Source organism: Vibrio sp. VGrn 2 (genome assembly GCF_009361695.1).
Lineage (GTDB): Bacteria > Pseudomonadota > Gammaproteobacteria > Enterobacterales > Vibrionaceae > Vibrio > Vibrio diabolicus.
Genome location: NZ_RBWD01000004.1, coordinates 1 through 26,061, shown reverse-complemented (window position 1 = coordinate 26,061; position 26,061 = coordinate 1). Strand labels below are relative to the sequence as shown.

The 26,061-nt window shown below is 44.5% G+C and carries 21 protein-coding genes and 2 pseudogenes; 12 read left to right on the top strand and 11 right to left on the bottom strand.

Annotated elements, in window-relative coordinates; genetic code table 11:
* Nucleotides 1-41 precede the first annotated feature (41 nt).
* From D8S93_RS08635 to D8S93_RS08625, 3 genes are all read left to right on the top strand, one after another.
* Nucleotides 42-419, top strand: a complete 378-nt coding sequence (locus D8S93_RS08635) for a DUF3316 domain-containing protein (protein ID WP_005496993.1) — start codon at nt 42-44, stop codon at nt 417-419.
* Nucleotides 420-521: 102 nt separating this feature from the next.
* Nucleotides 522-1,214: a heavy metal response regulator transcription factor gene (locus tag D8S93_RS08630; protein WP_005392236.1), complete on the top strand. Its 693-nt coding sequence runs from the start codon at nt 522-524 to the stop codon at nt 1,212-1,214.
* Nucleotides 1,207-2,592 carry a heavy metal sensor histidine kinase gene (locus D8S93_RS08625; RefSeq protein ID WP_065274139.1) on the top strand — a complete coding sequence of 462 codons (1,386 nt, stop codon included), beginning with the start codon at nt 1,207-1,209 and terminating at the stop codon, nt 2,590-2,592. The genes D8S93_RS08630 and D8S93_RS08625 overlap by 8 nt, the downstream gene beginning before the upstream one ends.
* Nucleotides 2,593-2,646: 54 nt before the next feature.
* Here the strand turns inward: D8S93_RS08625 and D8S93_RS08620 are convergent, their stop codons facing one another.
* Entirely contained in the window at nt 2,647-3,729 is a 1,083-nt protein-coding gene (locus D8S93_RS08620; protein WP_006742744.1) for a glycerol dehydrogenase, read from the bottom strand.
* A 353-nt stretch (nt 3,730-4,082) separates the two neighbouring features.
* On the opposite strand from D8S93_RS08620, the gene dhaK reads away from it, so the two are divergent.
* Genes dhaK through ptsP form a run of 3 tightly spaced genes read left to right on the top strand, consistent with a single transcriptional unit; the run spans nt 4,083 to nt 8,193 of the window.
* On the top strand, nt 4,083-5,141 hold the full coding sequence (gene dhaK / locus D8S93_RS08615; protein ID WP_005383055.1) for a dihydroxyacetone kinase subunit DhaK: 1,059 nt from the start codon (nt 4,083-4,085) through the stop codon (nt 5,139-5,141).
* A gap of 15 nt (nt 5,142-5,156) precedes the next feature.
* Nucleotides 5,157-5,792 (top strand): dihydroxyacetone kinase subunit DhaL, encoded by a 636-nt coding sequence (dhaL, locus tag D8S93_RS08610; RefSeq protein WP_005379705.1) that lies wholly within the window; start codon nt 5,157-5,159, stop codon nt 5,790-5,792.
* Nucleotide 5,793: 1 nt separating this feature from the next.
* Nucleotides 5,794-8,193 (top strand): phosphoenolpyruvate--protein phosphotransferase, encoded by a 2,400-nt coding sequence (ptsP, locus tag D8S93_RS08605; RefSeq protein WP_152812818.1) that lies wholly within the window; start codon nt 5,794-5,796, stop codon nt 8,191-8,193.
* 80 nt (nt 8,194-8,273) lie between these two features.
* On the opposite strand, the gene dhaR is transcribed toward ptsP, so the two are convergent.
* The 6 genes from dhaR to D8S93_RS24830 all read right to left on the bottom strand — a co-directional run bounded on the left by dhaR (nt 8,274) and on the right by D8S93_RS24830 (nt 16,915).
* The gene (gene dhaR / locus D8S93_RS08600) at nt 8,274-10,199 is read right to left on the bottom strand and encodes a dihydroxyacetone kinase operon transcriptional regulator DhaR (protein WP_152812816.1); all 1,926 of its coding nucleotides are present in this window, start codon (nt 10,197-10,199) and stop codon (nt 8,274-8,276) included.
* A gap of 148 nt (nt 10,200-10,347) precedes the next feature.
* A complete protein-coding gene (locus D8S93_RS08595) occupies nt 10,348-10,878 on the bottom strand; it encodes an MltR family transcriptional regulator (RefSeq protein WP_012841150.1) in 531 nt (176 codons plus the stop codon).
* A 57-nt stretch (nt 10,879-10,935) separates the two neighbouring features.
* On the bottom strand, nt 10,936-12,084 hold the full coding sequence (locus tag D8S93_RS08590; RefSeq protein WP_152812814.1) for a mannitol-1-phosphate 5-dehydrogenase: 1,149 nt from the start codon (nt 12,082-12,084) through the stop codon (nt 10,936-10,938).
* A gap of 112 nt (nt 12,085-12,196) precedes the next feature.
* A complete protein-coding gene (locus D8S93_RS08585; RefSeq protein ID WP_006742749.1) occupies nt 12,197-14,149 on the bottom strand; it encodes a PTS mannitol transporter subunit IICBA in 1,953 nt (650 codons plus the stop codon).
* A 613-nt stretch (nt 14,150-14,762) separates the two neighbouring features.
* Nucleotides 14,763-16,511: a lysophospholipid acyltransferase family protein gene (locus D8S93_RS08580; protein ID WP_152812812.1), complete on the bottom strand. Its 1,749-nt coding sequence runs from the start codon at nt 16,509-16,511 to the stop codon at nt 14,763-14,765.
* Between the two features lie 137 nt (nt 16,512-16,648).
* Nucleotides 16,649-16,915 carry a hypothetical protein gene (locus tag D8S93_RS24830; RefSeq protein ID WP_193621592.1) on the bottom strand — a complete coding sequence of 89 codons (267 nt, stop codon included), beginning with the start codon at nt 16,913-16,915 and terminating at the stop codon, nt 16,649-16,651.
* Between the two features lie 163 nt (nt 16,916-17,078).
* On the opposite strand from D8S93_RS24830, the gene D8S93_RS08570 reads away from it, so the two are divergent.
* The gene (locus tag D8S93_RS08570) at nt 17,079-17,798 is read left to right on the top strand and encodes an SIMPL domain-containing protein (protein WP_005392213.1); all 720 of its coding nucleotides are present in this window, start codon (nt 17,079-17,081) and stop codon (nt 17,796-17,798) included.
* A 53-nt stretch (nt 17,799-17,851) separates the two neighbouring features.
* On the opposite strand, the gene D8S93_RS08565 is transcribed toward D8S93_RS08570, so the two are convergent.
* Nucleotides 17,852-18,901 (bottom strand): DUF4382 domain-containing protein, encoded by a 1,050-nt coding sequence (locus D8S93_RS08565; protein ID WP_152812810.1) that lies wholly within the window; start codon nt 18,899-18,901, stop codon nt 17,852-17,854.
* A gap of 228 nt (nt 18,902-19,129) precedes the next feature.
* Here D8S93_RS08565 and D8S93_RS08560 point away from each other — a divergent pair, with 228 nt between their 5' ends.
* Complete coding sequence (locus D8S93_RS08560; RefSeq protein ID WP_152812808.1) at nt 19,130-19,405, top strand: D-fructose-6-phosphate amidotransferase; 276 nt, start codon at nt 19,130-19,132, stop codon at nt 19,403-19,405.
* Nucleotides 19,406-19,498: 93 nt separating this feature from the next.
* Here D8S93_RS08560 and D8S93_RS08555 read toward each other — a convergent pair whose 3' ends face one another.
* A complete protein-coding gene (locus D8S93_RS08555; protein ID WP_152812806.1) occupies nt 19,499-20,302 on the bottom strand; it encodes a MetQ/NlpA family ABC transporter substrate-binding protein in 804 nt (267 codons plus the stop codon).
* 516 nt (nt 20,303-20,818) lie between these two features.
* Here D8S93_RS08555 and D8S93_RS08550 point away from each other — a divergent pair.
* The 3 genes and pseudogenes from D8S93_RS08550 to D8S93_RS08535 all read left to right on the top strand — a co-directional run.
* Nucleotides 20,819-22,114, top strand: a complete 1,296-nt coding sequence (locus tag D8S93_RS08550) for a tyrosine-type recombinase/integrase (protein ID WP_152812804.1) — start codon at nt 20,819-20,821, stop codon at nt 22,112-22,114.
* Between the two features lie 345 nt (nt 22,115-22,459).
* Entirely contained in the window at nt 22,460-22,711 is a 252-nt protein-coding gene (locus tag D8S93_RS08545) for a hypothetical protein (protein WP_140118289.1), read from the top strand.
* 393 nt (nt 22,712-23,104) lie between these two features.
* Nucleotides 23,105-23,431 (top strand): annotated as a pseudogene (locus tag D8S93_RS08535) (IS66 family transposase); the annotation flags it as partial.
* Between the two features lie 96 nt (nt 23,432-23,527).
* On the opposite strand, the gene D8S93_RS08530 reads toward D8S93_RS08535, so the two are convergent.
* Nucleotides 23,528-24,250: an ATP-dependent Clp protease proteolytic subunit gene (locus D8S93_RS08530; RefSeq protein ID WP_152812802.1), complete on the bottom strand. Its 723-nt coding sequence runs from the start codon at nt 24,248-24,250 to the stop codon at nt 23,528-23,530.
* A 275-nt stretch (nt 24,251-24,525) separates the two neighbouring features.
* Nucleotides 24,526-24,694: pseudogene (locus tag D8S93_RS25010) on the bottom strand (reverse transcriptase N-terminal domain-containing protein); the annotation flags it as partial.
* 328 nt (nt 24,695-25,022) lie between these two features.
* Between D8S93_RS25010 and D8S93_RS08520 the strand changes: the two are divergent.
* On the top strand, nt 25,023-26,061 hold a 1,039-nt coding region (locus tag D8S93_RS08520), incomplete at its 3' end, for an efflux RND transporter periplasmic adaptor subunit (RefSeq protein WP_152812800.1).

The following is a 26,061-nucleotide window of genomic DNA, read 5'->3' as shown; positions in this document are numbered from 1 at the left end:
ATAATGACCTCATTGAAAACAAGCACTCAAAGGTTAACAACATGAACGCAATCAAAACTGCTCTTTTTGTAACGGTAATGGCAATGACTAGCGCATCTGCATTCGCTCAACCACTTTTCACTGGTGGCAACTACGTGAGCCGCGAAGAGATGAAAACCATCTCAGTTACCCCGACAGCAACGTCAGATGAGGCTTATCAACAGGCTCTGTCTGAACTCAATTCACTTAAAACCATGACGGCTCGTGAACTGAATAAAGAGCTCAATATCCTGACGTTTAATGTGAAGTCTCGTAGTACGCATTTAAAAGATGGTGGCTTCGTGACCGTGCAAGAACGCATGAATGAAGATGGTCAGTTGGAATATTTGGGTAAAGTGAATGTCAAAGTGCATTATGCCGAACGCGATAACAATCGATAATGGTTTACCAATGGGAAAGAGTATGGTGTGGTTCACATCATGCTCTTTTTCGAGCTTTATACTGGGTTCTCATCCTCCCGCTAACACACTAGGTAAGTGAACTTGAAAATATTGATCGTCGAAGATGAGCACAAAGCCGGAGAATATCTGCAAAAAGGTTTGATTGAATCTGGGTATGTGGTGGATTTAGTACATGATGGGGTCGATGGGCTGTATCACGCTACCAGTGAAGAATATGACTTAATCCTCCTCGACATTATGTTGCCTAAACTCGATGGTTGGCAGGTGCTTAATACATTGCGCAGTAGTGGGATTCACACCCCAGTGATCATGCTGACAGCGAAGGAGCAAGTGGAAGATCGCGTGCGCGGTTTTGAGCTGGGTGCCAATGACTATGTCGTAAAACCTTACGCGTTTGCGGAGCTACTGGCGCGTATTCAAAACGTATTTCGTCATCATATTTCCGCGCAAGTGGTCGCATCGCCGCAAACATTACGTGTGGCAGATTTAGAACTTGATATGATCAAACGCGTTGCCACGCGCGCGGGGCAGTCGATGTCGCTTACCGCCAAAGAATATGCCCTGCTTGAGTTGTTGATGCGCAAAACTGGCCAAGTGCTTTCACGTACCACTATTGCGTCGTTAGTGTGGGATATGAACTTTGACAGCGATACCAATGTGATTGATGTGGCGGTCAAACGTCTGCGTAGCAAAGTGGACAAACCGTTCGATAAACCACTGATTCACACTGTCAGAGGGATGGGCTACAAACTCGAAGAGAGTTGTGATGCCTAAGTTTTCGCTGCCTTTTTCCATGAAAAATAAGCTCGTGCTGATGTTTGTTAGCATGACGTTCGTGACCTATTTTTCTTTGGCTTTCATCCTACAGTACGCCATTGAGCGCCACTTTTATTCGCAAGATTTCAGCTATATTTCCAGTAAGTTCAATGCCATTGAGAACGAGTTAAAACGCTCGCCAGAGGATGTGTTCAAGCAAGCGAATAACAGTACGCTCTATATGTGGGTGTTTGAAGGCAAGCAGAACGTGTATCAGAATTCGAGCCTGACGATTCCTCAGAACCGAGCCTACAGCATTAGCTCACCTCAGGTCTTAAATCACGAGCGCGCCATCGAATGGAGTGAGGACTCGCTGAATATTCGCGCGTTTGCGTTTCAAGCTGGGGAGTATCAGGTGGTGCTCGGCATGAGTATCAATCACCATATTTTGTTTTTGGATAAGCTCGACTGGATTTTGTTTTGGGCGCTCGGTTTGGCGTTTGTGATTTCTTCAGCGTTGAGCGGTTGGATGGTAAAACGTGGGTTGAAGCCGATTGTGGGATTGAATCAGCACATTCAACAGATATCACCAGAGCAAATGGGCATTCGTCTCGACCCCGATTCGTTGCCAATAGAACTGCGCGAGTTAGCCAACAAACACAACGCGATGCTCGATAGGCTGCAAACTGGTTTTCGCCGCTTGAGCGAGTTTTCTTCTGATATAGCACATGAGTTAAAAACGCCACTCACCAACATTACCACGCAAAATCAGGTCATTTTAGGTGCGTGTCGAACGCCTGAAGAGTATCAGGATGCGATTGCCTCAACGTTGGAAGAACTCAACCGCATCACGAAAACCATCAACGATTTGCTCTACATTGCCAAGGCCGAAAACAAGCTCATTCATCGCCATGACGAAGTGTTTGCGGTGCAGGAGGAAATCGACCGTTTGGTCGCGTATTTTGAAATATTGGCCGAAGATGCCGATGTGCAAATCGTGAGCTCAGGCGACGGTCAGCTCTATATGGACAAAAACATGTTTGAGCGTGCAGTGGGCAATTTGCTCTCCAACGCGATTCGTCATGCGTATGCTGATTCAACCATTGTGATTGACGTTCAAGAGGTTGATGAACAGGTTACGATATCGGTCAGCAACCAAGGTGACACCATTGCCGAGCAAAACTTACCGTACCTTTTCGACCGGTTTTATCGCGCAGATAAATCTCGCCAACATGTAGGTAGCGTAGGTGCAGGGCTAGGTTTGTCGATTACCCAATCTATCGTGCAAGCGTATGAAGGACAGATAAAAGTAACATCAGATAAAGACAAGACGCGGTTTGTTATGATGTTGCCATCGGCAGGTGTCAATGGAAGTGATAAGTCAGTTGAAGCATAAAAGGCAAACCTTGGCTTGCCTTTTGAGACTCAAACTCGTTTGAAGTTATTTGGGTTATTGGCCCAGTTGATGAGCGGTTAGAATAGCAGAGTAGACATTTTCTGCCGTCACTGGGAATGGCATATTGTGGATGGTTTCTCCCTCGGCCGTTGAAGCTTCGGCGACCTCGCGCAACTTATCGTGATTAAGCTCTTTAACGCCCATATCAAATAAGTTGGTTGGTAGACCTACAGATCGGCAGAAGGCGAGAACCGTATTAATCTCTTCCATCGCTGCGTTTTCTAACACCAATTGAACAAGTGTGCCGAACGCGACTTTCTCACCATGATAAAGATGATGACACTCTTCGAGCTTGGTTAGGCCGTTATGAATAGCGTGAGCGCCTGCTAGGCCACTGCTTTCAAAACCGATACCGCTTAGGTATGTATTGGCTTCAATAATATTTTCTACCGCTTTGGTGCTCACACCATTTTCTACCGCAGCTTTTGCTTTTACACCATCTTCAAGCAAGGTTTCATAACAGAGCTTCGCAAGAGCTTGCGCTGAACGCGTCGCTAAACCACCTGCCATTGTTGCCTTACCAGAGGTCATGTTGGCACGAGCTTCAAAGTAGGTGGAGAGCGCATCGCCCATCCCCGATACCAGTAGGCGAACTGGGGCTTTTGCGATGACTGATGTATCCATGATGACCATGTCTGGGTTTTTAGGGATCATCAAGTATTCCGCAAATTCACCTTCTGGTGTGTATATCACCGCAAGAGCTGATGTCGGCGCATCAGTCGAGGCAATCGTAGGAACCACCACGACAGGAATTTTGGTGTAAAACGCAACGGCCTTTGCTGTATCTAACGTTTTACCGCCACCAATACCGACAATGACATCGTGTTTTTGAGTGGCACAAATGTCCGTGATGCGTTCAATCTCAACGCGCGAACATTCGCCACCAAAAATGTTCATAGTGAGTGGAAGCTTTTCGTCAGCAAAGCTTTGTTTGACGTCATCACCAACCAGGTTAGTCACGAACTCATCGGCAATGACTAACGGACGTTCACCTAATGTTTTCACATAGTGAGCGATAGATGTAAGTACTTGTTCACCTTGGACGTATTTGCTTGGGCTGATAATAATTTTGTCCATAATTCAAACCTTTAACCTTTTTTATGTGTGTTTTGGACTGCAATGAAAGTCCATTGTAGCGATAAGGTTTATATTAGGTTTGGTGAGGTAAGTGGTGAAGGATATCTCTGGTTTTGTTCCATGCTTTTATGACCTCTGTGTCAAACCGACTGTCAGAAGTAATAAGCATTAGTATGCTTTATGGCGCCGATCACTATTCAAGCAAATTCGTCGTTTTTCGTTTCATATTGAAACGAAAATACCGAAGTCGTTGTTTCAATATGAAACGGATTGATTTTTGTTGAGCACGCTTTTTCTCTGTTTAAGATGAATTCATACCCTACATAAAAATATAAATGGAATGAGATAGAACGATGAAAAAGTTAATTAACCAAGTCGATGATGTTGTATTGCAGCAAATGGAAGGCCTGGCATTGTCCCGCCCTGAGCTAAAAGCTAACTACGAACCTCGTTACATGTGGCATGAGGAAACGCCGGGGCAAGTGGCATTGGTTTCTGGTGGTGGCTGTGGTCATGAACCTTTGCACGCAGGTTTTATTGGTAAAGGCATGCTGACAGGCGCCTGCCCAGGAGAGGTATTTACTTCACCTACGCCTGATCAAATGTACGAATGTGGCAACCAAGTGAATACTGGTGAGGGCGTGCTGTTTATCATTAAAAACTACACTGGCGACGTGTTGAACTTTGAAACTGCCGTGGAGCTCCTTCATACCGATGGCATCAAAGTTGGGTCGGTGTTGGTGGATGACGATGTTGCAGTCAAAGACAGCCTGTATACCGCTGGTCGCCGTGGCGTCGCTGGAACGGTATTGGTTGAGAAGTTAGTTGGGGCTGCCGCGAACAAAGGTTATTCGTTGGAGCAATGTGAAGCACTGGCTCGTCGCGTTAATAATCACTGTCGTTCATTTGGCGTGGCGCTTAATGCTTGTGTTGTGCCAGCGGCGGGTAAACCATCTTTTGTTCTGGAAGATGATGAAGTGGAGTTTGGTGTTGGTATCCATGGTGAACCAGGTATCAAGCGAGTGAAATACACCGACGTCGATACGTTAGTGGATGAAATGTTTGCTGAAGTTGCTGAAAACACACCTTATCAGCGCACTTTGCGTATTTGGAATCGTGACGAAGGTGAATGGGATGAAGTGGAATCCAGCATTGAGCCTTTTGCTGCTGAACACGACTACATTGTGATGGTGAATGGTATGGGCGGTACGCCAACTTCAGAGCTTTACGGAGTTTACCGCCGTCTTGCTCATAACTGTGAGCAAGCAGGGTTCCGTATCGTGCGTAATATGGTTGGTAACTTCTGTACATCACTCGATATGGAAGGCGTTTCAATTACGTTGCTGAAGGCAGATAAAGAGATGTTGGAGCTGTTTGATGCTCCTGTCGATACGGCCGCGATCAAGTGGTAACAAGGGGGAGCAAACATGCAAATTGAAAAACAACATATCGTTCACTGGTTAGAGCTATGTGCAAAAACGTATCAAGAGAATCAAGATTTTCTGACCGACCTTGATCGTGATATTGGTGACGCAGACCACGGTCTCAATATGAACCGTGGCTTTAAAAAAGTCGCGGAAAAACTGCCGCAATTTGCGGACCAAAATATCGGCAGCATTCTCAAGAATACGGGCATGACCTTGCTTTCTAGTGTCGGTGGGGCAAGTGGCCCGCTGTATGGCACGCTGTTTATTCGCACGGCTGCCGCTGTCGGAACCCGAGAGCAACTAACGTTTGAAGAGTTGGTCGATGCACTAAAAAGCGGTGTGGATGGCGTGGTGTCTCGTGGTAAAGCGGAACTGGGTGATAAAACCATGTGTGATGTTTGGTTACCCGTTTTAGTTAGCGTGAAGGCATCGTTAGAAAATGGTATGAGCGCTGACCATTTATTGAATGAAATGGTTGAGCTAGCAGAAACGAATGCGGTTGCCACGATTGAAATGTTGGCGAAAAAAGGGCGAGCAAGTTATTTAGGTGAACGCAGTATTGGTCATCAAGACCCTGGCGCAACCTCTTCTTTGTTAATGATTAAAGCGCTACAGCAGGCAATAGCAGGTAATTAAGATGGTGGGAATTGTTGTTGTATCTCATAGTCGTCGCCTTGCTGAAGGGGTGGCCGAACTTGCCACCCAAATGACGCAAGGCAAAGCCAAGCTTGCGATTGCCGCGGGGATTGATGATCCAGAGAACCCGATCGGAACCGATGCCATAGCCGTGATGGAAGCGATTGAGCAGGTACAAGATCAACAAGGGGTTGTTGTATTGATGGATCTTGGCAGCGCGTTGCTTAGCACGGAAATGGCTCTGGATCTGATTGATGATCATGTGAGGGAAAATGTCACCCTTATCTCGGCCCCTATTGTTGAAGGAACCATGGCGGCGTCGGTGGCTGCTGCCGCCGGATTACCTTTATCGACGGTAGTCGAAGAGGCACAGAATGCGTTAAGCGTAAAACGAGAGCACCTTGGTGATCAGCCACTAACATCCGCTGAGATAGCGCCAGTATCAGAGAACTTTGAGCAAGAGCGGACATTTGATTGGGTAGTGCAAAATCCGCATGGATTACATGCTCGTCCCGCTGCGGCCATTGTTGGTGCACTCGCGCCTTTTGACTGCCAATTATGGTTGAAAAAAGGCGAGCGCCGTGTGAACGCGAAAAGCTTAAACAGCATTGCGAAACTTGGTGTTCGTAGCCAAGAGACGATCACGCTGTGCGCACTCGGCTCTCAATCCAGTGAAGCAATCAAGGCATTTGAAGCCTTAGCTAGTGAGCACTTCGGAGAAAAAGAGACGGTTGAGCAAGGCATTATTGAATCTGAAGAGAGCACGGATACTTTGCTCGATGACATGGTCCCAAATCAGATTGAAGGTGCTGTTGTTGGTATTCGAGTCAATGACGGTATCGCTACTGCTCCAGTTGTCCTTTTTACTCATGAAATGCCAGCAGTGCCTGAACGTGATTTCCAAAGTGAACAAGATGAAATTGAACGGGTTAAGCGTGCGATAGGCGTGGTTGTTCAACATTTGCAGGAGCAAGCGAAGCAGCCGAAAGGGGAAATATTTTCTGCTCATAGCATGATGCTCAGTGACCCAGAATTATGGGCATCGGTCGAGTCGCGAATTCAAACGGGCATGATAGCCGAGCAAGCTTGGATAGAATCACTGCAAACGCTAGCCGACGAGTTTCGCCAGGCTGAAAGTCAGTACATGCGGGAACGCGAAGCTGATGTGCATGATATCGCACGCCAGGTTATGGTTGAAATGACAGGTGTAACGCCTAATGCCATCGACATTCAGGAACCGAGTATTTTGTTGGCCCGCGACCTGATGCCTTCTGATGTGGCCGGGCTTAATAAATCGAAAGTGCTTGGTATCTGTTTGAGTGAAGGAGGGAAAACCTCTCACAGTGCGATTCTTGCTCGTGCGATGGGGATTCCTGCCATCGTTAAAGCTCAGGGCTGTCTTGATGCTGTGCGTGCTGGGCAAGTGGTGACTATTGATGGCTTTCGAGGGCATTTATGGTTCTCTCCTTCAGATGCCATACAACAGGAATTAGAAGCGCAACAAATTGAGTGGCAAAGCACCCGACAAAGTGCGCTAGCGAGTGCTCAGCAAGCCGCAGTCACCTGTGATGGTGTCCATATTCCAGTATTCGCCAATATTGGTGGACCGAAAGATATTGGTGATGCACTAACATCAGGAGCTGAGGGCGTTGGTCTATTCCGGACTGAGTTTCTATTTCAAAACAGTGATGAGTTGCCGACTGAGGAAGCGCAATATCAAGTGTATCGTGATATTGCTGCCGCACTTGGCGATAAGCCACTTACGATTCGTAGTCTAGATGTTGGCGGTGATAAGCCTTTAGCCGCTTACCCTATGCCATCGGAAGATAATCCATTTTTAGGTTTGAGAGGGGTGCGGTTGTGCCTTCAACATGAGTCATTGTTTACCGCCCAACTTCGAGCCATTCTGAGAGCTTTTCACGAGCAACCGAATATTCAATTGATGATACCGATGGTGGCTCAGGTTGAAGAAGTGAGAAAAGTAAAAGCGCTGTTGGCACATCAAGCAACCCAACTCGGCTTGGATGCGACTCATTTGCCTGTTGGTATTATGATTGAGGTACCCGCCGCGGTATTAAATGCAGATGCGTTAGCCCAAGAAGTCGACTTTTTCTCTATTGGCACCAATGATTTGACTCAATATGTTATGGCAGCTGATCGAGGCAACGCCGCCGTTGCCGAATTGGTGAACTACTTTGAACCATCGGTACTAAAAGCCATTGAACTCACGTGTGCAGCAGGCGATCGCGCGGGCATACCGGTCAGTATGTGTGGTGAGATGGCTGGCGATCCAAATGCTACAGAAACATTGCTTCGCGTGGGGTTACGAAAATTCAGCGCCAGTTCTAGTCTGCTACCGGGACTAAAAGCGCAGATTCGTCAGTTGTCTGTTGATGTTTAATCGATACCTTATCGTTAGTACATGTGTACCGGCGTGCTTACGCCGGTTTTACTTTTGTTATAGGAACGCCACTTCTTGGCTTAATACAGCTTCATTTGCTCCTGCAGCCCAAACTTATTAATTTTTCTCCATAAGGTCGTGCGGCCAATTTGCAATGCTTTCGCCATATCATGCATTTTGCCATCACACTGATTCCAAGCCTGAACGATAGCTCTTCTCTCGGCTTCTTCTAACGTGATTACTGGCGTATTTTCTGCGGTATGGCGAGAATTCAGTTTAATGTCTTCAGGAATATCGTTCAGCTTGATTAAGTTGGAACTGCGGTTCAGCAAAATTCGCTCAGTTCGGTTTCTTAATTCAGAGTTGTTGCCTGACCAACGAAAATTCATCAACGCTTCCAGTGCGACTGGCTCTATCGAGATCGTCACATTGTGGCGGCGTTCATAATGGCTGATAAGCTGCTGGACGAGAAATTCAATGTCTTCTTTACGCTTTCGTAGTGGCGGAATATGCAGCTCGTTCGAGGAGATTTCATAATAAAGTTGCCGACCAAATGAGCGCTGAGTGACATACTCGCTGATCTCTGAAGCGGTGCTCGTAATAAGTTGAAAGTCTACGGGGATCAATCGCAAACTGTCGCTGCGGCTGACGAGCCCAGTTTTTAACAACTTAAGTAACACGGCTTGTAAATCGGGTGACAGATATTCCACCTTCTCTAAAAAGAGCGTACCGCCATGGGCGAGTTCAAACTTAGAAGGCATGCCTTGTCCTTCGTCGTAGCCTAGGGTTTCTTTGACGAGTTGCTCTGTATTGATAGAGCGACAGTTGAGCGTAATGAATGGCCCTTCTTTGTAGGTGCTTTCGTTATGAATCGCCATGGCGAGAGTGGCTTTTCCTACACCTTCTTCACCTGTAATTAGAATCGGTGATTTGGACTTTATGGCCCGTTTTGCCACGGTAATGACATGCTTCATTTTTCGTGAAATAACAGGCAAAGTACTGAACGTATAGCGCGCACTGCCACCTATTTGTTGTTGAGCAAGTTCGCGAATTTTATCGATAGGGTGCAAAAACAATAAGTGTGTGCCGTCGTTGAGTGGACGCAAGGTAATGATTGCCTCAACAAACTCTCCACGAACCTCTACCGTTGTGAGTTTTCGGTTGATGCTTGCACCCGACTCAATACTATTGAGGACATTTGGCGGGAAGCGTAAAACAGAAAAGACTTCTTTATCCAAGACCTGACTGGCTTCAATGTTTAACAAGCGCTCTGATTGATGATTTACCATCGTGATACGGCTTTCTTCATCCCAGGCCAGAAGGCCATCATCCATGCATTCTAACGTTGCGTTGTGCGCACAAGTGAGGCGGTTAATGTTTTCTTGTTCCGACTGAATATGGATTTGCAAACTGACTTCTTTCGCGCTCGACGCGATGATGACCAAGTTTTCTTTCTTATAGCTCTCTGCTTTTTTGAGAAGGCATGTTGTGCCGCGTAACTTGCCAAATTGGTCGAAAACAGGTGCTGCTACAGAGGCATAAGAATGTAAGTGGCGATTGAAATGTTCTGCTGCGAATACTTCACACGGGATATGAGTACTAATACAAAGATTGACCGCATTTGTGCCAATTTTTCCTTCAGATAGAAAACAGCCTTGTTTAATGCCGAGTACCTGCATCTCTTGTTGCATTGAGTCATGTCCCACAACGGAAAGAACGCAGCCGTTGCCGTCAGTCACCATCAATAGCAGGTCTTCGTCTCCTAGCATGTCGTAAGTGTCTTCAAGTACGGTCGTGGCGCATTCGATGAGGTGCTCGTTGCGTTTCATCAGAGATGAGAAGGTAAAGCCAGAGGCAATATGTGGTTTTGACCAGGTATAAGGGCTGCATTGCTTTATGCAACGCTCCCACGACTCAAGTACGGAACTGCGGGAAAATTCTGGAGATACCCAATGGTGTTTCTGGAAAAACGCCCATTTGGTTTTAGTGTCTTCGATTGAAAGCATGCCATACCGTTTCAATACCAGCGATAGATTGGTCTGATATTACAGAGACATACGAATATGGACTGTGATGGCTTTCACGCACGTCATACAGAAAGGATACGCAAAGAAAAGAGGCTAGTAGAGAAGGCGTTCCTTGCCGGAGGTTGGGTTAAAAAGGGCTGTCTTTGCCCAGTTCGTTACAGATCTCGACAATGGCGAGCGAGAGACCTGATTTTATTATTTGTTGCTGGCGTTGAAGTTGGAGTTGATAAAACTCAAGGTCGATGTCGTCATCAGGTTCGTTGACTTCTAATTGCACCATGCCCATTTTCTTTACCAGGTGCAGCTTTTTGATTGGCTCTAGAATATTTGGATCAGTGAACTCGTAGTCGGATGCATCGCTATTGAGTCGGTTTTTAAGCTTAATGATGTCTTCAATATCATGATAAATATCGTCTGGGAGGACGCCTAAGCCAAATAGGAGTTTCAAACGAACAGAGAGATCGCCCAGCGGTCCGGAGTCTTGCAGTAGGGGACCAACAACCGATTGCACGGCGAAGTTATCTTTACGAAAGATCCTTTGTATTAGCCCGTCGATGGAATCGTTGAACACATCGACTGCTGCAATAAAAAAGCCTCGTACCGATGGCGCGCTGTTTAATCGTTCAATGATCTCGGTTTCGTTGATGTTATCTGCCATATACTGAGTAACTGTTTAAAATTATATTTATGGGGAGCAGAGCTCCCCTTGATTCGATTAAAGCTGGTGGTAAATCACTTCGATTTGAGCCACTTCAACACTGTCTTCAGCCAGGCCAGTGTAGGTTGCTAGCGTTTTTGTCACGCCAACCTCTTTTAATGAGGTCTGTAGCTCAACCGCTTGCGGATCGGTGTCGTTGGTGTATTTCAACGCCGCCGCGATCCCTTTCAAAAGTGTTTGATTTTCAGTGCCATACTCGATTGTACCGAGTAATGGCTTCACTAATCTATCATTTGCACCCAATTTACGGATTGGCTGGCGTCCAACGCGATCCACTTCATCCACTAAATATGGGTTGGCGAAGCGTCCTAGAATCTTTTCGATGTAGGCATTGTGCATCTCACGGTCGAAGCCGTAACGTTTGATCAGCACTTCACCACTTTCGTGCATTGCTTGTTTTACTTCGGCATGAATGCTTGGGTCTTCAATTGCTTCACGAATGGTACGGTGCCCTTTCAAACAACCTAAATAAGCGGTAATGCAGTGACCTGTGTTTAGGGTGAACAGCTTACGTTCGACAAAGGCCATTAGGTTGTTGGTTTTTTCCATGCCAGCAATATTTGGGATGTCGCCTTTGAACTGTTGCTCATCCACAATCCATTCACTAAAGCTTTCTACCGTAACTTCTAGTGGATCATCGTTGGCGGCTTCTGCTGGTGGCACGATGCGGTCTACCGCTGAATCAACAAAGCCAACCAACTCGTCTGCCTTTGCGTGCAGTGATTCATCCAAGTGTTTGTACACCTCACCTTTTAGGTGTGTGGTACCACGCACCATATTTTCACAGGCGATGATGTTAAGTGGCGCGTCATTGCCTGCTTCAAAACGTTTGGCGATGCCTTTCGCGATGGTTTTCGCGATGATATCCAATACGTTTGGACCGACCGCTGTGGTAACTAAATCGGTTTTGACTATGCGATCAATCACGTCATCACTGGCTGAGTTTACCGCTGTGACGTGGGTAACGGTGTCGATTTGACACTCAGTACCGACCACTTTCACTTTGTATTCTTGTTTGTGGCTGAGCTGGTCTACCAACGGCGCATCAACGTCAGCGAAAGTGACCTCGACTTCTGCGTCTGCTAAGAGTTTACCGATGAAACCACGACCGATGTTACCTGCACCAAAATGAACTGCGTTTTTCATAATTCTTACCTACCAATATCTGAAAATGTTGAGTTACGAAACTAGGGTGAGGCCAACCGCATAGGGGGTGACAGCTGACCTCGTTTGCCTCAGGAGCAAATTAAAGGAGTAATTAAGCCGCTTGTTGACCGCCAAGGATGTTCAGAATCTCTTCCACATCGTTGGTGCTGGTTAGCTTCTCAATTGCTTCCGGCTCATCGAGCGCGTTCGTAATGGTGGTGATCACCTGGATGTGCTCATCGTTCTTAGCGGCAATGCCGATAACCAGTTTCGCGACATCGTCGTCATCTTCAGTAAATTGGATACCCGATGGGTATTGGCAGATTACAATGCCTGTTTTCTTCACGCGGTCTTTCGCTTCTACGGTGCCATGAGGAACCGCGATAGACTCGCCAAGGTAAGTTGGAACCAACGCTTCACGCTCAAACATCGCGTCTACGTATTCTGGTTCTGCGTAGCCAAGTTCAACCAATTTGTTGCCTGCAAAGCGAATGGCTTCTTCTTTGTTGGCTGCTTTCAAACCTAGGTGAATGTTCTCACGCTGGATTTGGAAAACCGATGGCTGCTGTGGCTCAAAGCAGTCGTCGTTCGCCGCCATGACTGACACTTTCACCATTTGGTCGTCATTGGCTGCGGATTGGTTTTGTGCTGCCAGTAACTTGGTGACTAGCTGGTTATACATTTCGCTGTCTAGGAAGTTCGTCAATGAAATGTGGTGTGCGTTTGGAGCATGCTTACGTGCACGATCCGTTAAGTCTTTATGAGTAATCACGATATCTGCACTCTCTGGTAAGCTGTTAATGGCAAGGTTGGTTACGTGGATGTTCAGACCTGCGTCTTGAACCTTTTTGCGTAGCATGCTCGCGCCCATTGCGCTAGAGCCCATGCCCGCATCACAAGCGACAATGATGCTTTGTACTGTCGCTAGGTCTACGTCACCTTTGCTTTGGCTGTTTACCACCGCATCGTTTTTAGATGCAGATTTCATGTCTTTCATTTGTGATGTTGCTTTTTCTAGTGCTGCTTCATCACCGTCTTCTTCTGTTGACGTTTGTGTCTTCATTAGCAGTGCTGCTACGGCGAATGACACACCTGTTGCGGCTGCGATAGACGCTAGAACACCAACGATTGAACCTTTCTGAGTCATCAACAAGATTGCAAAGATTGAACCTGGTGATGCTGGAGAAACGATACCTGCGTTAAACATAGTTAGAACGAATACGCCAGTCATACCGCCTGCGATAGCCGCAAGGATTAGGCGAGGGTTCATTAGGATGTATGGGAAGTAAATCTCGTGGATACCGCCGAAGAAGTGGATGATTGATGCACCACCTGCCGTTTGACGAGCCGTACCTTTACCAAACACCATGTAAGCTAACAGGATACCTAGACCAGGACCTGGGTTCGCTTCGATCAAGAAGAAGATCGATTGACCAGTTTCAGACGCTTGCTGAATACCCAGTGGAGAGAAGATGCCGTGGTTGATTGCGTTGTTTAGGAACAGGATCTTCGCTGGCTCAACAAAAATAGAAGTCAGTGGCAGAAGGTGCGCTGAAACAAGGAAGTTTACGCCTGCTGCCAATGCGCCTGAAAGCACTTTGACAAATGGACCGATAAGGAAGAAAGCCAAAATGGCGCACAGCATACCAATGATGCCCGCAGAGAAGTTGTTCACCAACATCTCGAAGCCGCTTTTTACTTTACCGTCGATGTAGTTATCGAATTTTTTGATTGCCCAGCCGCCCATTGGGCCGACCATCATTGCACCCATAAACATTGGGATGTCGGTACCGACAATCACACCCATGGTAGTGATTGCACCAACGACCGCGCCGCGATCGCCGCCCACTAATTTACCACCGGTGTAACCGATCAGTAGTGGCAGCAAGTAAGTGATCATAGGACCAACCATGGAAGCTAACGTCTCATTTGGTAGCCATCCGGTTGGGATAAATAGAGCAGTGATAAAGCCCCACGCGATAAACGCGCCGATGTTAGGCATTACCATGTTTGACAGAAAACGACCAAAATTTTGTATCTTGATCTTGGCATCTGGTGATATCATAACAATTCCCCGTTCGATGTTCTGATGAATATGTTGTCGTAAACGGTTCGCCAAAACCGCTTGTTTGATTGCTTAGTACCCAATCAATTTACCACACATTTTCCAATTGGAACTGACGACGGGTTTTTCGTGATCAACCCCCGCATTTCTTCGGATGAAAAGCATTTTTTAAGTGATGATGATCAATTAATTGATATGTAACTTAATAACAAAAAATGACTTTCAAATCTGTCAATAAAAATATTAGTGATCAATTCGATCTTCTGACAAATATAAAATCAAAATTCATTGTGATTAAGATCACCTTTAATTTCTTTTTCAATTCAAATTAAATGCTCGAGATGATCAATATCACATTTTGTTTGACGTCAGGTTTGATTAAAAATGTGATCTATGACCATTTTGAGGTTTTGTGAAAGTTTATAACGTGAACGTTTGTGCGATGTTGGCGTTTTGTGGATTAAAGCTTGAGATGACTGGCCTTTTTGCGATGAGTTTAACTAAACACTTTGTTTTTAATGTCTTATGGGTAAATAACGCATCACGCTGCTCGCGTTGTGTTGTTTAGAGCGATTTTGAGCAGCGCGATACCTCCTACGTTTGTAGACGACGGTTAATTGTTCATAGCTAAATACTCGCGCGCGTTTCCACTGCCCATGTAACGTGCAAGCGTTTTCTCAGGCACATCGCGTAAATCCACCATAATCAATCCATCCAGTGCGTTGTTAAACGCCGGATCGACGTTAAAACACACCAACTTACCATTCAAACTCAAATATTGGCGCAGTAATACCGGAACGCCTTTGCCTTCGTCAATTCGAGCGATCACGCGAGATAGCAACTGTAAATCTCCCAATGCGGTTAGCATGCTGGTATTCCAGTTTAAGTTGGTTTCTGGCAGTGGGTTTGACGGAGTGACGTATTCGGCGCAGTCGTTGTCGTAGTGGTGTAGGGTCATCGATTGTGCCAGCAACTGACGCGCGGTATGGCTGTAATCGTTGCTGATGCTCACTGGGCCAAATAAGTGCGTGTATTCGGGATGTTGATGGACAAAAGTCGCTATGCCTTTCCAGAGTAAGAGTAGGGCACTCATGCTTTTTTGATATTGCTCGGCAATCACAGAACGACCCATTTCAATCGACTTACCCATTTGATCGAGAAAGCGTTGGTCATAGTTGAACAAGGTGCGCGAATACAATCCTTCTACGCCATATTTCGCCAATAATTGATCAACTAATCCAAGACGGTAAGCACCTACCATGCATTGGTTCTCACGATCCCACACAAATAGGTGCAGGTAATCATGATCGAAATGATCGATGTCTATCGCTTGCCCGGTCCCTTCGCCAACTTGACGGAAATTATGTTCTCGCAAGCGGCCAATTTCATGCAGGAGAGATGGGATCTGCTGCGCGCTGGCGCAATATACGTCGAACTCGCCACTTTGAAGCAATTGGGTTTCTGTCGGTAAGCTGTGCAGCTCTTCAAGCAATTGGCCTATGGGTAACCCTGCTGCAATAGGTAAGAGATCATTGTCTGAGACCGTTTGCTGAGTGGCACTTACATCGCGGTTAAGCAGGTAGGTGTTAAGCCTCAGATAATTGACGATCTGATCATCATTGAGGTTATTGAGTTCTTTAAACTTGATTGCTTGCCCAAAGGACAACTCAATGGTTTTTGCGCTCTTGTTGAGCAGCTCTCTTCCCAACATCAAGGTGCGTAAAAGAGGGTGGATTTTACCTGCCATGTAGAAGCGTTTTGAGTTCTGCCCACGAATGAAGACGGGAACAGTGGCGGCTTTGTTCTTACGAATTAACGCACTGACACTGCGGCTCCATTCTTTGTCTTCTAAACGCTGTTGTTTGGCATCCACCAACTGCGACACTTCACCCGCAGGGAAAACCAATAACAAGCCGCCATTCGCAAGGTGTTTGTTGGCTGCTCTGAGGGCCTTCATATTCGATTTGACGGCGTCTTTGCCTTCGAATACGTCGACACCAATAAAAAGTTGGTCGAGCTCTGGTACGGTTTTTAGGTACTGATTCGCTAAAATTTGGATATCGTCTCGTATCATCAATAGTAGCTCGGCGAGAATCACGCCTTCAACACAACCGAGAGGGTGATTCGCCACAATGACGGTTGCGCCTTGCTTTGGCACTGCGTCGAGCGAACCATGGGCAATGCGATAGTCGATCCCCAAAATATCCAGCGTAAATCGCAAGAAAGTTTTGGTATCCGCATTCACGGGGCGTTGGGCGTAGAATTTATCGAGCTGACTTAAACCTGTTGCCCATTCTGCAACGTTTTCACCAATGCCAAACGGCGTTTTACGAGGGAGACGAAAAGGGGTCGAACTATCCATATTTACCTCAGCGTACAAGTGGCTGATCGGATAGTAGAAATTACAGATGACAGTTCAGAGGCAAATCCATGAGCCTTTGGTGACAAACTGGTGAAGCTTTGTTGACCAAAGGCGAAGAGGATAGGACAGCTTTAGCGTTATGTTTTGTCGCCAGCAAACATCAGGATACTCAGAGAGTTGAGCGTTTCACTGAGACTTTCTAGTGAGCTCAAGACCTGTTTGGTCGGCTCATTATCTAGCAGAATTCGACCATCAAAGCTTTTCCCTTCGCATTGATCTTCATCGCATATACCCGCTTGGGGGGCTTGTGTTGAGTTGTCATCCATTACTAAGTCGTCAATACTCAAACAAGCCGTTGAGACAAATAATCCGCTCAGAACTACCAGCCATTTTATTTTCAACATAATCTTAAAAACCACAATAAAACACTGTTCAATTGTAATTTATTCTATTCACCATTTCGAACGACATGACAAAAACTTGGCTTTAGGTCGCCATTTTCTGGCCATAGTTGAGCTATGTTATCGATACGACGAATTGTTACTTTTGGCGAAATTAGGAGGATGAATGGAGAAGATTTCCAATAAAGCGTCAATATGGCTCGGGCTGTGTCTGATAATTGGTTTAGGAGTATTGGGCTTTTTTATTCAGCAAACGGCAGTCAAATACAAAGCCTATGAACGAGTGGTAACGGTGAAGGGATTGTCTGAACGAGAGTACTCTGCCGATACAGTGATCTGGCCAATTCAGTTCACCTTAGCGAGTAATGATATGGGGGCTATGTTTGATGACATCGATCAGCAAACGCGTTTGATTCTGGATTTCTTAAGTGCCAAAGGGCTCCCTGAAACGAGCGTTTCCCTTTCTTCTCCTGCTGTCATTGACCGAAAAGCACAGCAATACGGGAGTGAGCAAGATATCGAGTTTCGTTATTTAGCCTCGCGGACCGTTACGGTTTATAGTCAAAGTGTCGATGTGGTTCGAGCGGCAATTAATGAGATTGGTGAGCTAGGAAAACAAGGCGTACTGCTGAATCAGGACCCGTACGCGAACCGCATTGAGTACAGCTTTACTAAGCTAAATGATGTAAAGCCAGACATGATTGAAGAGGCGACCAAAAACGCCCGCGAAGTGGCGCAAAAGTTTGCCAAAGACTCACAGAGTTCACTGGGTAAGATCAAACGTGCCACGCAAGGGCAGTTCTCGATTTATGACCGAGATAGCAACACGCCTTACATTAAGAAAGTACGAGTGGTCTCAACCGTTCAGTATTACTTATCGGATTAAAATAATAGTCAAAAAGCCGCTCTTCGTGTGAGCGGCTTTCGATAAGACGAGAGCTATAGGATAGGATTAATATCTTGCTCTGTATGCTCACCTTCGACCACATCAACAGGTGTGTAATGTTGATAAATCAGGAAGCCATCTTCTGATGTTTCATGGTTATCTGGTGTATCAACATACGCGGTACAGGTGTACCCAATACTGTAGGTGCCTGAGCCAATGTAACCAAACTCGTAGCTGTAGGTTGTATTACCTTCTTCGTCTTGCGATTCATTCACGTTAGCTACTGCAACTGGCACTTGGAGTGGTTCCATCGCGCCCATATCGCCCATGGTTGAGCGATCCATCGAACCTGCGTAAAGATAGACTGAGTGAACGGCAGGAACGTCATTTATTGCATTTGATGCTGCACTGTCTGCTTCACACGCTTGATACTGAATTTCACTGACTTCACCACCGATATGACCTGATTCTGATGCGTTTACTAAGCTTACCGCATTAGAGTTCATGTTCATGTAATCTTTGCCCGTTGGATCTGCCAGACCTTTACGCAAATCAAACTCGACAACATAGCTATTATGACCAGTATGAACTTTTACATACTGACCTTTTTGCGAAAACTTCAAGCGACCTTGATCGCTCGTATCTGGTTTAAAACCAAAACAGCTGCCTCGGCTAGGCACAACTAAGCCTTTGATGTTGCCGTCTGTCTTCTCTACGTATGACAGCGTTGTATCGTTTAATTGTTTGCCGTCTTTAGCGTACACACACATAGCATAATCACCAGGAGCGATGTCTTGCTCGCTAATGATCGTTTTAGCGTTACTTCCCTGATATTCCATTAGATCAACTTGGTGTAGTGTTCCATTGTCACTAACATCTAACAGAATATGTTCTCCAGTTTGTTCGCCAGTTTCTGGGTCAAATGGTACAAGGACAACATCTTTAAACGCTAAGACGACTTTGTTGGCATCGTCGACAGGCGCATCGGAAACGCTGAGAGAAAAAGTGGCTGCTTCTGTATCGGATGAAGAGTCGTCGCTACCACAGCCCGTCAATAAAAGACCGCCTGAGATGGCAAGTAAAGGGTAGGTATATTTTTTCATTATGACCTCTTGTTTACACTGCTGATAAATGTAAAGGCTAGTCTCAAAGTCGAGAAATGATGTCATTGTATTGTGATAGAGAGGTCAATCTTCAATGGCGCTATATACAAGTCCTTTTTTATAAAACTAAGTTCTTAACTGTGATGAGGGGAGTTTGATGATAGTCAAGCTGGCTTGTTTCTTATGAGCGTAAGTTAGTATGACTTATTGCTAGAAGGAATTAGTATCATGGCATACAAGCACTTTATTAGAGAACTACTGGGTTTAGCGATTGTTGTCTCTGTCGTCTTTGGCGTATTAGGCGTGATGTTAGAGCTCTTTGCACTGACGGCACTTTGGGAGCATCAGCAAACGATAGCCGATGTTTTCTTCCATGAATCTCTCTACTTCATCGTATTTTTAATCCCACCATACTTCCTCTGGAAGTTGATTAACCGCCCTGAATTGCTTTCTGCGGACCAAGCTTATTTAGCAATGAGATTAGAGGCTGAAAGTCGACAATGAGTCGATTTAGTGAGTAATGAAAAGAAGAGGCTATGAGAAACATCAGCCTCTTTCCTATCTGATTAGTGAGCAAAGTATTCGTTGCTTTATTGATTAAAAAGCTGCTTCTATTGTGCCTTTGAACGTACGATCGAGGTAATCACGAATTGCTTGAGATTGGTAAATAGAAACGAACTTTTTATACGCTTCATTATTTTTGTCTGCGTCACGAGTAGCGATGACCATGACGGCCAGCGGTGCGTCTTTTGCTTCAAGATAGATACTTTGTTTCTTCGGGTCTAAACCAGAAGACATTACGTAGTTCATTGTGATCGCAGCCGCGTCTACATCATCCAATGTTCGTGGTAACTGGGCGGCATCTACCTCGACAAATTCAAACGACTTTGCATTTTTTGTAATATCAGTTAGGGCGGCTTTGTGTCCAACTCCTTGTTTAAGCTCAATTAAACCTGCGTCGGCGAGTAGCAATAGACCACGACCACCATTAGTTGGATCGTTTGGAATTGCTATGCGTGCATTGTTTGGAAGCTCTTGCAATGAGCGATACTTGTTAGAATAAAGTCCCATGCGCATCAGAATGGATTGACCAATCGACACTAATTGGGCGTCATGACTATTGTTGAAGTTGTCTAAAAATGGTTGGTGCTGATAGCTGTTAATGTCGATGCTACCATCGCTAAGCGCGGCATTGGGTGTCACGTAATCAGAAAACTCGATGACTTCTACATTCAAGCCTTGCTTCGCAGCTTCCTTCGCTACTGCTTCAACTACTTGAGCATGAGGCCCTACGGTTGCTCCCACTTTAATGACAGAGTCATCTTTTTCTCCACAAGCGCTTAAGCCAACTACTGCCGTGAGAACCAAAGCTAGTTTCTTTTGGTGACGAATACTTTTCATTGTAACTCCATTTTTATTTTAGACGTCCATACGTTTACATGTCCATCCTATCAGAAGTCGAAAAAGGGTCAATGGTTTAAATAGCGAGCAGACATTTTGTTTCCACGACTATATAGAAAACTTGGTAATAAGCGAAAAGAAAGAGAGGGTAGAATCGAGGAAGATGATAAGTTTGAAGTTGTTGAGGATATGAGCAACGAATTACTACACCCACAACTGTACCCAAAGTCAGCAGACACAAAAAAGCGTAGTAGGTACTAACCTGCTACGCCTTTCGAAATTTGGTGGCCCCTCGCAGACTTGAACTGCGGACCAATCGATTATGAGTCGTGATAATATTTGTTTTATCAAATTCCATGTTATCTCAAATTGTATTTAAATTATTGATAATTGATGGGTTATTTAGCTTGCCTTATCTTGTGATATCTCACAAACTGTCATTAAGAGACCTCCTAACTACACCCACAACTACACCCAATTTAACTCTGGGTGTAGTTGCGCAACAAAGGAACTGTTATGGCAATTACGCAAAAAGAAATTGTGGGTTTAAAGCCTAAAAGTAATGCGTATTACGTTTGGGATGATGACCGAACTAAAGGCGCTGGACGTCTTGGAGTGAAAGTGTTTGCTAGTGGAAATAAAGGGTTTGTCTTTCGCTACTACCGCGAGGGTAAACGCCTCTTTATTCAGTTAGGGCGATTTCCGGCGCTCAGTCTTGTTGATGCGCGGAAGGAGGCGCATAAACTGGGCTTAATGTTAAAGCAGGGACTCGATCCTAAATTTGAATTAGCCAACGCAGAGAAAAAGCGTGAAGTAGCTCGAATAGAGGAGGAGAGCAAGGGAAGCTTAGAGTTGCTGTTTCAAAGTTATGTAAACCAAATGAAAAAAGAGGGGAAGCGGACTTATCAAAACGTTTATCGGTCACTGGAGAAAGAGGTTTATCCATTTATCTCCAAAGAAACAAAGGCTTGTGATGTGACGACGTCTAATATCGTTACGATATTAGCTCACATGATACAACGTGGTGCCGCTACACAAAGCAATCGAGTCAGAAGCTACCTTCATGCCGCATTTAATTATGGCCTTTCACATGACAATGATCCTGCGAATTACTTGAGAGACGCTAAGTTTGGTCTCGTCTTTAATCCAGTATCTTCTATACCAAAACAAAAAGATGCAGAACGAGTAGGGGAGCGCTATCTAACGTTCACGGAATTACATCAGTTTATGCATGATATTGAGTTTGATATAGAAGGAGTTCGATCCTCAGAAATGATGCGATGCCTTATTCTTCTTTGTATTCATACTGGTGGACAAAGACCTTATGAGATTGCAGCATCAAAATGGACGGCAATCAATTGGGATGAACGAACGTTACTTGTCACTCCGGACCTTTCGAAAAACAAGCGTAGCCACTTGGTCCCTTTAACTGAATCAGCGATGTCTATCTTAGAAAGGCTCAGAGAAAGCAACTCAGCTAGTCCATTTATTTTCCCGCATCATAAAGATGACAATGACCACGTTCGCTTAGATTCATTGAGCCAAGTCATTGCTCGTTATAGAGATGATCACCCGCAATTTGAGTATTTTATCCCTAGGGATTTACGTCGAACCTGTAAAACATTGATGGGAGAGATTGGGGTAAGTAAGGCATTGAGAGACAGGCTACAAAACCATGCTCTAAACGACGTTAGCTCAAAACATTACGATAGATACGAATATTTGGCTGAGAAGCGTTATGCTTTGGAGTTATGGGAAAGCAAGTTATCTAGAGCAGAGGAAACAGATTCAAACGTGGTTAGTCTTTGGTGAAGTGGGATTGATGTTCGCACTGCGAACGCTGCATTATTTTGTTTCTTTTTATTGATGTATCGTAGAGTTGTAAATAACGTCTTACGATTTCATGCTCAATTGATTCTCACTCGATTATGTCCAGAAGTTTCACAGTTGGCACTTCGTAACTCAGAAGTGCTCCATTAACACTCTGTGTAAGGGCTTTTGCAATACTAAAAGTTATCCGTTCTTCGCATATTGTTCGCTATTAATCTCCGTGATGTATTACGGGGTTGCTTTCTCCTAAATTCATGATATTAATATTTTAAAGGTAGATTAATTATCTATAGTTTCTTTGGGTTAATATTAGACTTAAGGTATATTATGAATATAAACTTTTACAAGTTAGATGAGGGTTTACAGAATGAATGGGATACTACTTTAAGCGAACCTTTGCTAATAATGACGAAAGCAGAAAGCAAAGATATTCCGTCTGTTGGTGAGTTTATGGTGCTCCCTGTAGGTGCTGTCTTATATAAGGTAAATAAAATAATAAGGAAGGTTGATGAAGTTACGAAAGGCCACTTTGTAACTTTGGACATAGATGTAGTGTTAACGCCTACACTTATCGACTAAGCTGTTAAGTTATATTGAATATAAGGATCGCCATGTGCATATTTTGGGGTGTTCCGTTTAGTAACCAATATCCAGCACGGTTGTCGCAGGAAAGACTAACCTATTCGCTAATCTTTCTATCGATCAATTATTAGGAATTGGGCAGTAAAACTTGGATTGAATACGGACCATAATGGTGCTCATTGGTAAGCGCGTCATAAACCCTGCATTATCATCTAGCACAAATAATAAGTTCAAGCCTCAAACCATAAATACGACTAATCAAGAGTGGCAGTGCTTATCGAGGAATCCGAATCGAGTTCATGTCTACATTGGCATTTTTTGAGCTGGATATTCCCCAAGGAACGCCAGCAACCTACCTGGTTGAACTTATTGACTTGCTCTCATGAACCCCATTCTGAGCGTCAAGTGCACACCATGCCGATACTGGAGGAGTTAGACGAACGGATGACGATCCTGCAATTGATAAGCTCTAGTCTATTAGGTAAGGCGATTAAGTATACGCTTGTGCAATGGCCGAAGCTTATTCGCTACATCAATGATGGCCACTTACCAATAGAATATAATCCTGCTGAGCACGCAATTAAACCACTGGTCATTGGTAGAATAATTGGCTGTTCTCGAAAACTTAAATGGTAATGATGCGAGCGCGATGCTTTACAGTATCGTCGATACAGAAGTCTTATCCTTTACGGCTATATGGTCAAGTGCATGAAGTAATTAGCGAAAGCTGATCCTGGTATCAATGCATCCCTACCTTGGAACTTCAAACACTATATGGGCACCCCGTGGTATCATGGAGTGCATACAGAAGTTTTATTCGACTTCTACTACGAAAATTTGCCCAAACTGTTTGAGTTGTTCGAGTTTCCAAGGTGGCTGTTTAACGAAAACGTTTTTCACTCCAAGTTTAGAATAATCGTTTGGATTATAGGTCCAACCTGAATAGTCCGAATCGGAAAAGCTATCGTAGCGAGGAGATTGTCCAAGGGTTGTTATTTCTTGTTTTACTTTGATTTTTTTGAAGAACGAATCTTCTTTTTCCTTAGTTTTGTCAATATACGTTTGCATTTCATGTAAGACTTTTTGAATTTCTTTTTCCCTTTGTCTTTTAGGTAAGTCCTGAAATGACATCTCAATTTCTGATGTATCAAACTCCTGACTGCTTAAGCCTCCGTGAAAACCGATAATTGCTTTGTTTGATATATATTTGTTCTTGCCTGCGGTAAATACGTAGTTTGCACAAGAGGAAAGGCAATAGTCATTTACTTCAATATCTATTTTATTTGCAAAAATCCATTCACCTAATGCCATTCCCAGCTCCACATCGCCGCCATCACTCGAGATCACAAGATTGGTTGGCTTCACTGTCGCATTGGCATAGATTTCTACTATAGCGTTGTTTGCTTCGGAGCTTAACGTGCCAGTGTAATGAATCGAGTTTCCTATAAGTGTAACGTTGGTTGTTTCTGAGCTGTGTACTGGTGTCCCCGACAGTAATAGAAAAGGGAACACTATTTTTGTTAACTTAATAGACATAAATTTACCTGATTAATGAACCGCCTTAATAGACATGTTTATTTGCGTCTGGTTCCTTATGTGTAAAATATTTTATAAACATAAACATAAACATAAACATAAACATAAACATAAACATAAACATAAACTTATAACCTAAGGGAATGAATTGCGAGTAGATACTCTTTTTGTGTTTAATCGCAGGTGTTATACAGCAGTGTTTAGATGTGTAGTGGTATTTAATAGGGAGGGAAATGAAAGGTTTCGCTCTTAGATTGTCATCGTTCTCCACAGAGCTCCCTAGAAATGTGTAATATTAGTTTTATACGGCGCGCATTTGTATTCCAGATTACACCATCTATTCCTGGCGTTTTACTACCTTTATTTTGTGACACTCGCTTAACAGCAAGAAGTTTTGCTGAAGCGAGAATGAGTTAGTATCCATGCAACGCTTTCTCCACCTCCTATATCTGTACCGCTGTCGGTCGCAAAGGCTTTAGCAGATAACGATATAGGCGTATCACGTTCTTTATGTCTCGCAATGTCAGGTAAGATGCCCACTATTATAATGTGGAGAGCATTTCGATCACGAAAGAATACGCACAAACTTCTTCTACTCAATACCAGTACCCATGTTCATGTTGTTAATTTTTATTTGCTCTCACTTTCTGCAATTCTGATGGGCTAGCATGGGGCGACTTGGTTTTACTTTAATAACCGTGTCTTGTGCATTATCATCGAAATACAATAGTTGTAGTTGTGTATCCAATTAATTGAATAAAAAGGTTATGATATGCTCTTTCAATCAAAAATTCCGACCAAGTTAAAGCGCACTGTTTTAAGCAGTATGATTGCTTCCAGCTTCTTTTTGACCGGTTGCAGTGAACCAGCGAGGACACAGGCAGAAAATCCGGTAATTAAACCCGCTCTTGTAGAAGTGGTTGCACCGCAGCGTGCCTCTGATTTGGTGTTTAATGGCGTCGTTAGGGCATCTCAACGTGCTGATCTGGCATTTCGCATTAGTGGTCTATTGACAAATATTAAAGTCAATGAGGGTGACAGTGTCAAAAAGGGTGAGTTATTGGCGACTCTAGATGATAGGGATGCAAAAAATGCCCTAGCTTCGGCCACGTTAGAGTTAAAAAACACCAGACAAGAATACGAACGCGCAAAAGCCATTTTTGAGAAAACACAAGCGATATCAAAAGCGGAACTTGATTCCATAACAACACGCTACAACCTTGCTAAAAACAGAGTTCAAGAAGCGCAGCGTAAGGTTGAGTATACGCAAATATTTGCTCCTTTTGATGGCGTGATTGGCGATAAGAAGATTGAAAACTTCGGGCAAATTCAAGCGAATCAGCCACTATTTACTCTTCAGGATGTCTCCGAACTTGAAGTCGTTATTGATATTCCTCATAAAGTTATGTTGTCTGGTGTAAGAAACACGCGAGCCATTGCTGAGCTTGCCGCTGTTCCAGAGCAGCAGTTTGACTTGTCTTTACGCACATACTCGACTCAAGCAGACGCTAACACCCAAACCTATTCGGTCGTGTTAGGATTTGATGATCTCAAAGGGTATCGTGTATTGCCGGGTATGTCGGTTCGAGTATTTCCCGCTACTAATGAGTCGCAAAGTGGTGAAAGTTTAGTGACGATACCGTTAACCGCATTGGTTCCTGACAACCAAGGTAAGCAGTTTGTTTGGATCGTAACCAGTGATAATCGTGTTAAGAAACGTTTTGTCGATGTGGGGACCGTGTATAAAGATCGCGTGGTCATCAAAGATGGCCTTAAACAAGGTGAGCAAGTCCTAATCGCAGGTGTATCGT

Bases quoted from the DNA above. Each gene is read 5' to 3' on its own strand.
- D8S93_RS08570 (WP_005392213.1), top strand. From the start codon at position 17,079: ATGGAGAAGATTTCCAATAAAGCGTCAATATGGCTCGGGCTGTGTCTG.
- ptsP (WP_152812818.1), top strand. From the start codon at position 5,794: ATGGTGGGAATTGTTGTTGTATCTCATAGTCGTCGCCTTGCTGAAGGG.
- D8S93_RS08580 (WP_152812812.1), bottom strand. From the start codon at position 16,511: ATGGATAGTTCGACCCCTTTTCGTCTCCCTCGTAAAACGCCGTTTGGC.
- D8S93_RS08545 (WP_140118289.1), top strand. From the start codon at position 22,460: ATGAATATAAACTTTTACAAGTTAGATGAGGGTTTACAGAATGAATGG.
- D8S93_RS08590 (WP_152812814.1), bottom strand. From the start codon at position 12,084: ATGAAAAACGCAGTTCATTTTGGTGCAGGTAACATCGGTCGTGGTTTC.
- D8S93_RS08560 (WP_152812808.1), top strand. From the start codon at position 19,130: ATGGCATACAAGCACTTTATTAGAGAACTACTGGGTTTAGCGATTGTT.
- D8S93_RS08620 (WP_006742744.1), bottom strand. From the start codon at position 3,729: ATGGACAAAATTATTATCAGCCCAAGCAAATACGTCCAAGGTGAACAA.
- D8S93_RS08635 (WP_005496993.1), top strand. From the start codon at position 42: ATGAACGCAATCAAAACTGCTCTTTTTGTAACGGTAATGGCAATGACT.
- D8S93_RS08585 (WP_006742749.1), bottom strand. From the start codon at position 14,149: ATGATATCACCAGATGCCAAGATCAAGATACAAAATTTTGGTCGTTTT.
- dhaK (WP_005383055.1), top strand. From the start codon at position 4,083: ATGAAAAAGTTAATTAACCAAGTCGATGATGTTGTATTGCAGCAAATG.
- D8S93_RS08530 (WP_152812802.1), bottom strand. From the start codon at position 24,250: ATGTCTATTAAGTTAACAAAAATAGTGTTCCCTTTTCTATTACTGTCG.
- D8S93_RS08550 (WP_152812804.1), top strand. From the start codon at position 20,819: ATGGCAATTACGCAAAAAGAAATTGTGGGTTTAAAGCCTAAAAGTAAT.
- D8S93_RS08595 (WP_012841150.1), bottom strand. From the start codon at position 10,878: ATGGCAGATAACATCAACGAAACCGAGATCATTGAACGATTAAACAGC.
- dhaL (WP_005379705.1), top strand. From the start codon at position 5,157: ATGCAAATTGAAAAACAACATATCGTTCACTGGTTAGAGCTATGTGCA.
- D8S93_RS08625 (WP_065274139.1), top strand. From the start codon at position 1,207: ATGCCTAAGTTTTCGCTGCCTTTTTCCATGAAAAATAAGCTCGTGCTG.
- dhaR (WP_152812816.1), bottom strand. From the start codon at position 10,199: ATGCTTTCAATCGAAGACACTAAAACCAAATGGGCGTTTTTCCAGAAA.
- D8S93_RS08555 (WP_152812806.1), bottom strand. From the start codon at position 20,302: ATGAAAAGTATTCGTCACCAAAAGAAACTAGCTTTGGTTCTCACGGCA.
- D8S93_RS24830 (WP_193621592.1), bottom strand. From the start codon at position 16,915: ATGTTGAAAATAAAATGGCTGGTAGTTCTGAGCGGATTATTTGTCTCA.
- D8S93_RS08565 (WP_152812810.1), bottom strand. From the start codon at position 18,901: ATGAAAAAATATACCTACCCTTTACTTGCCATCTCAGGCGGTCTTTTA.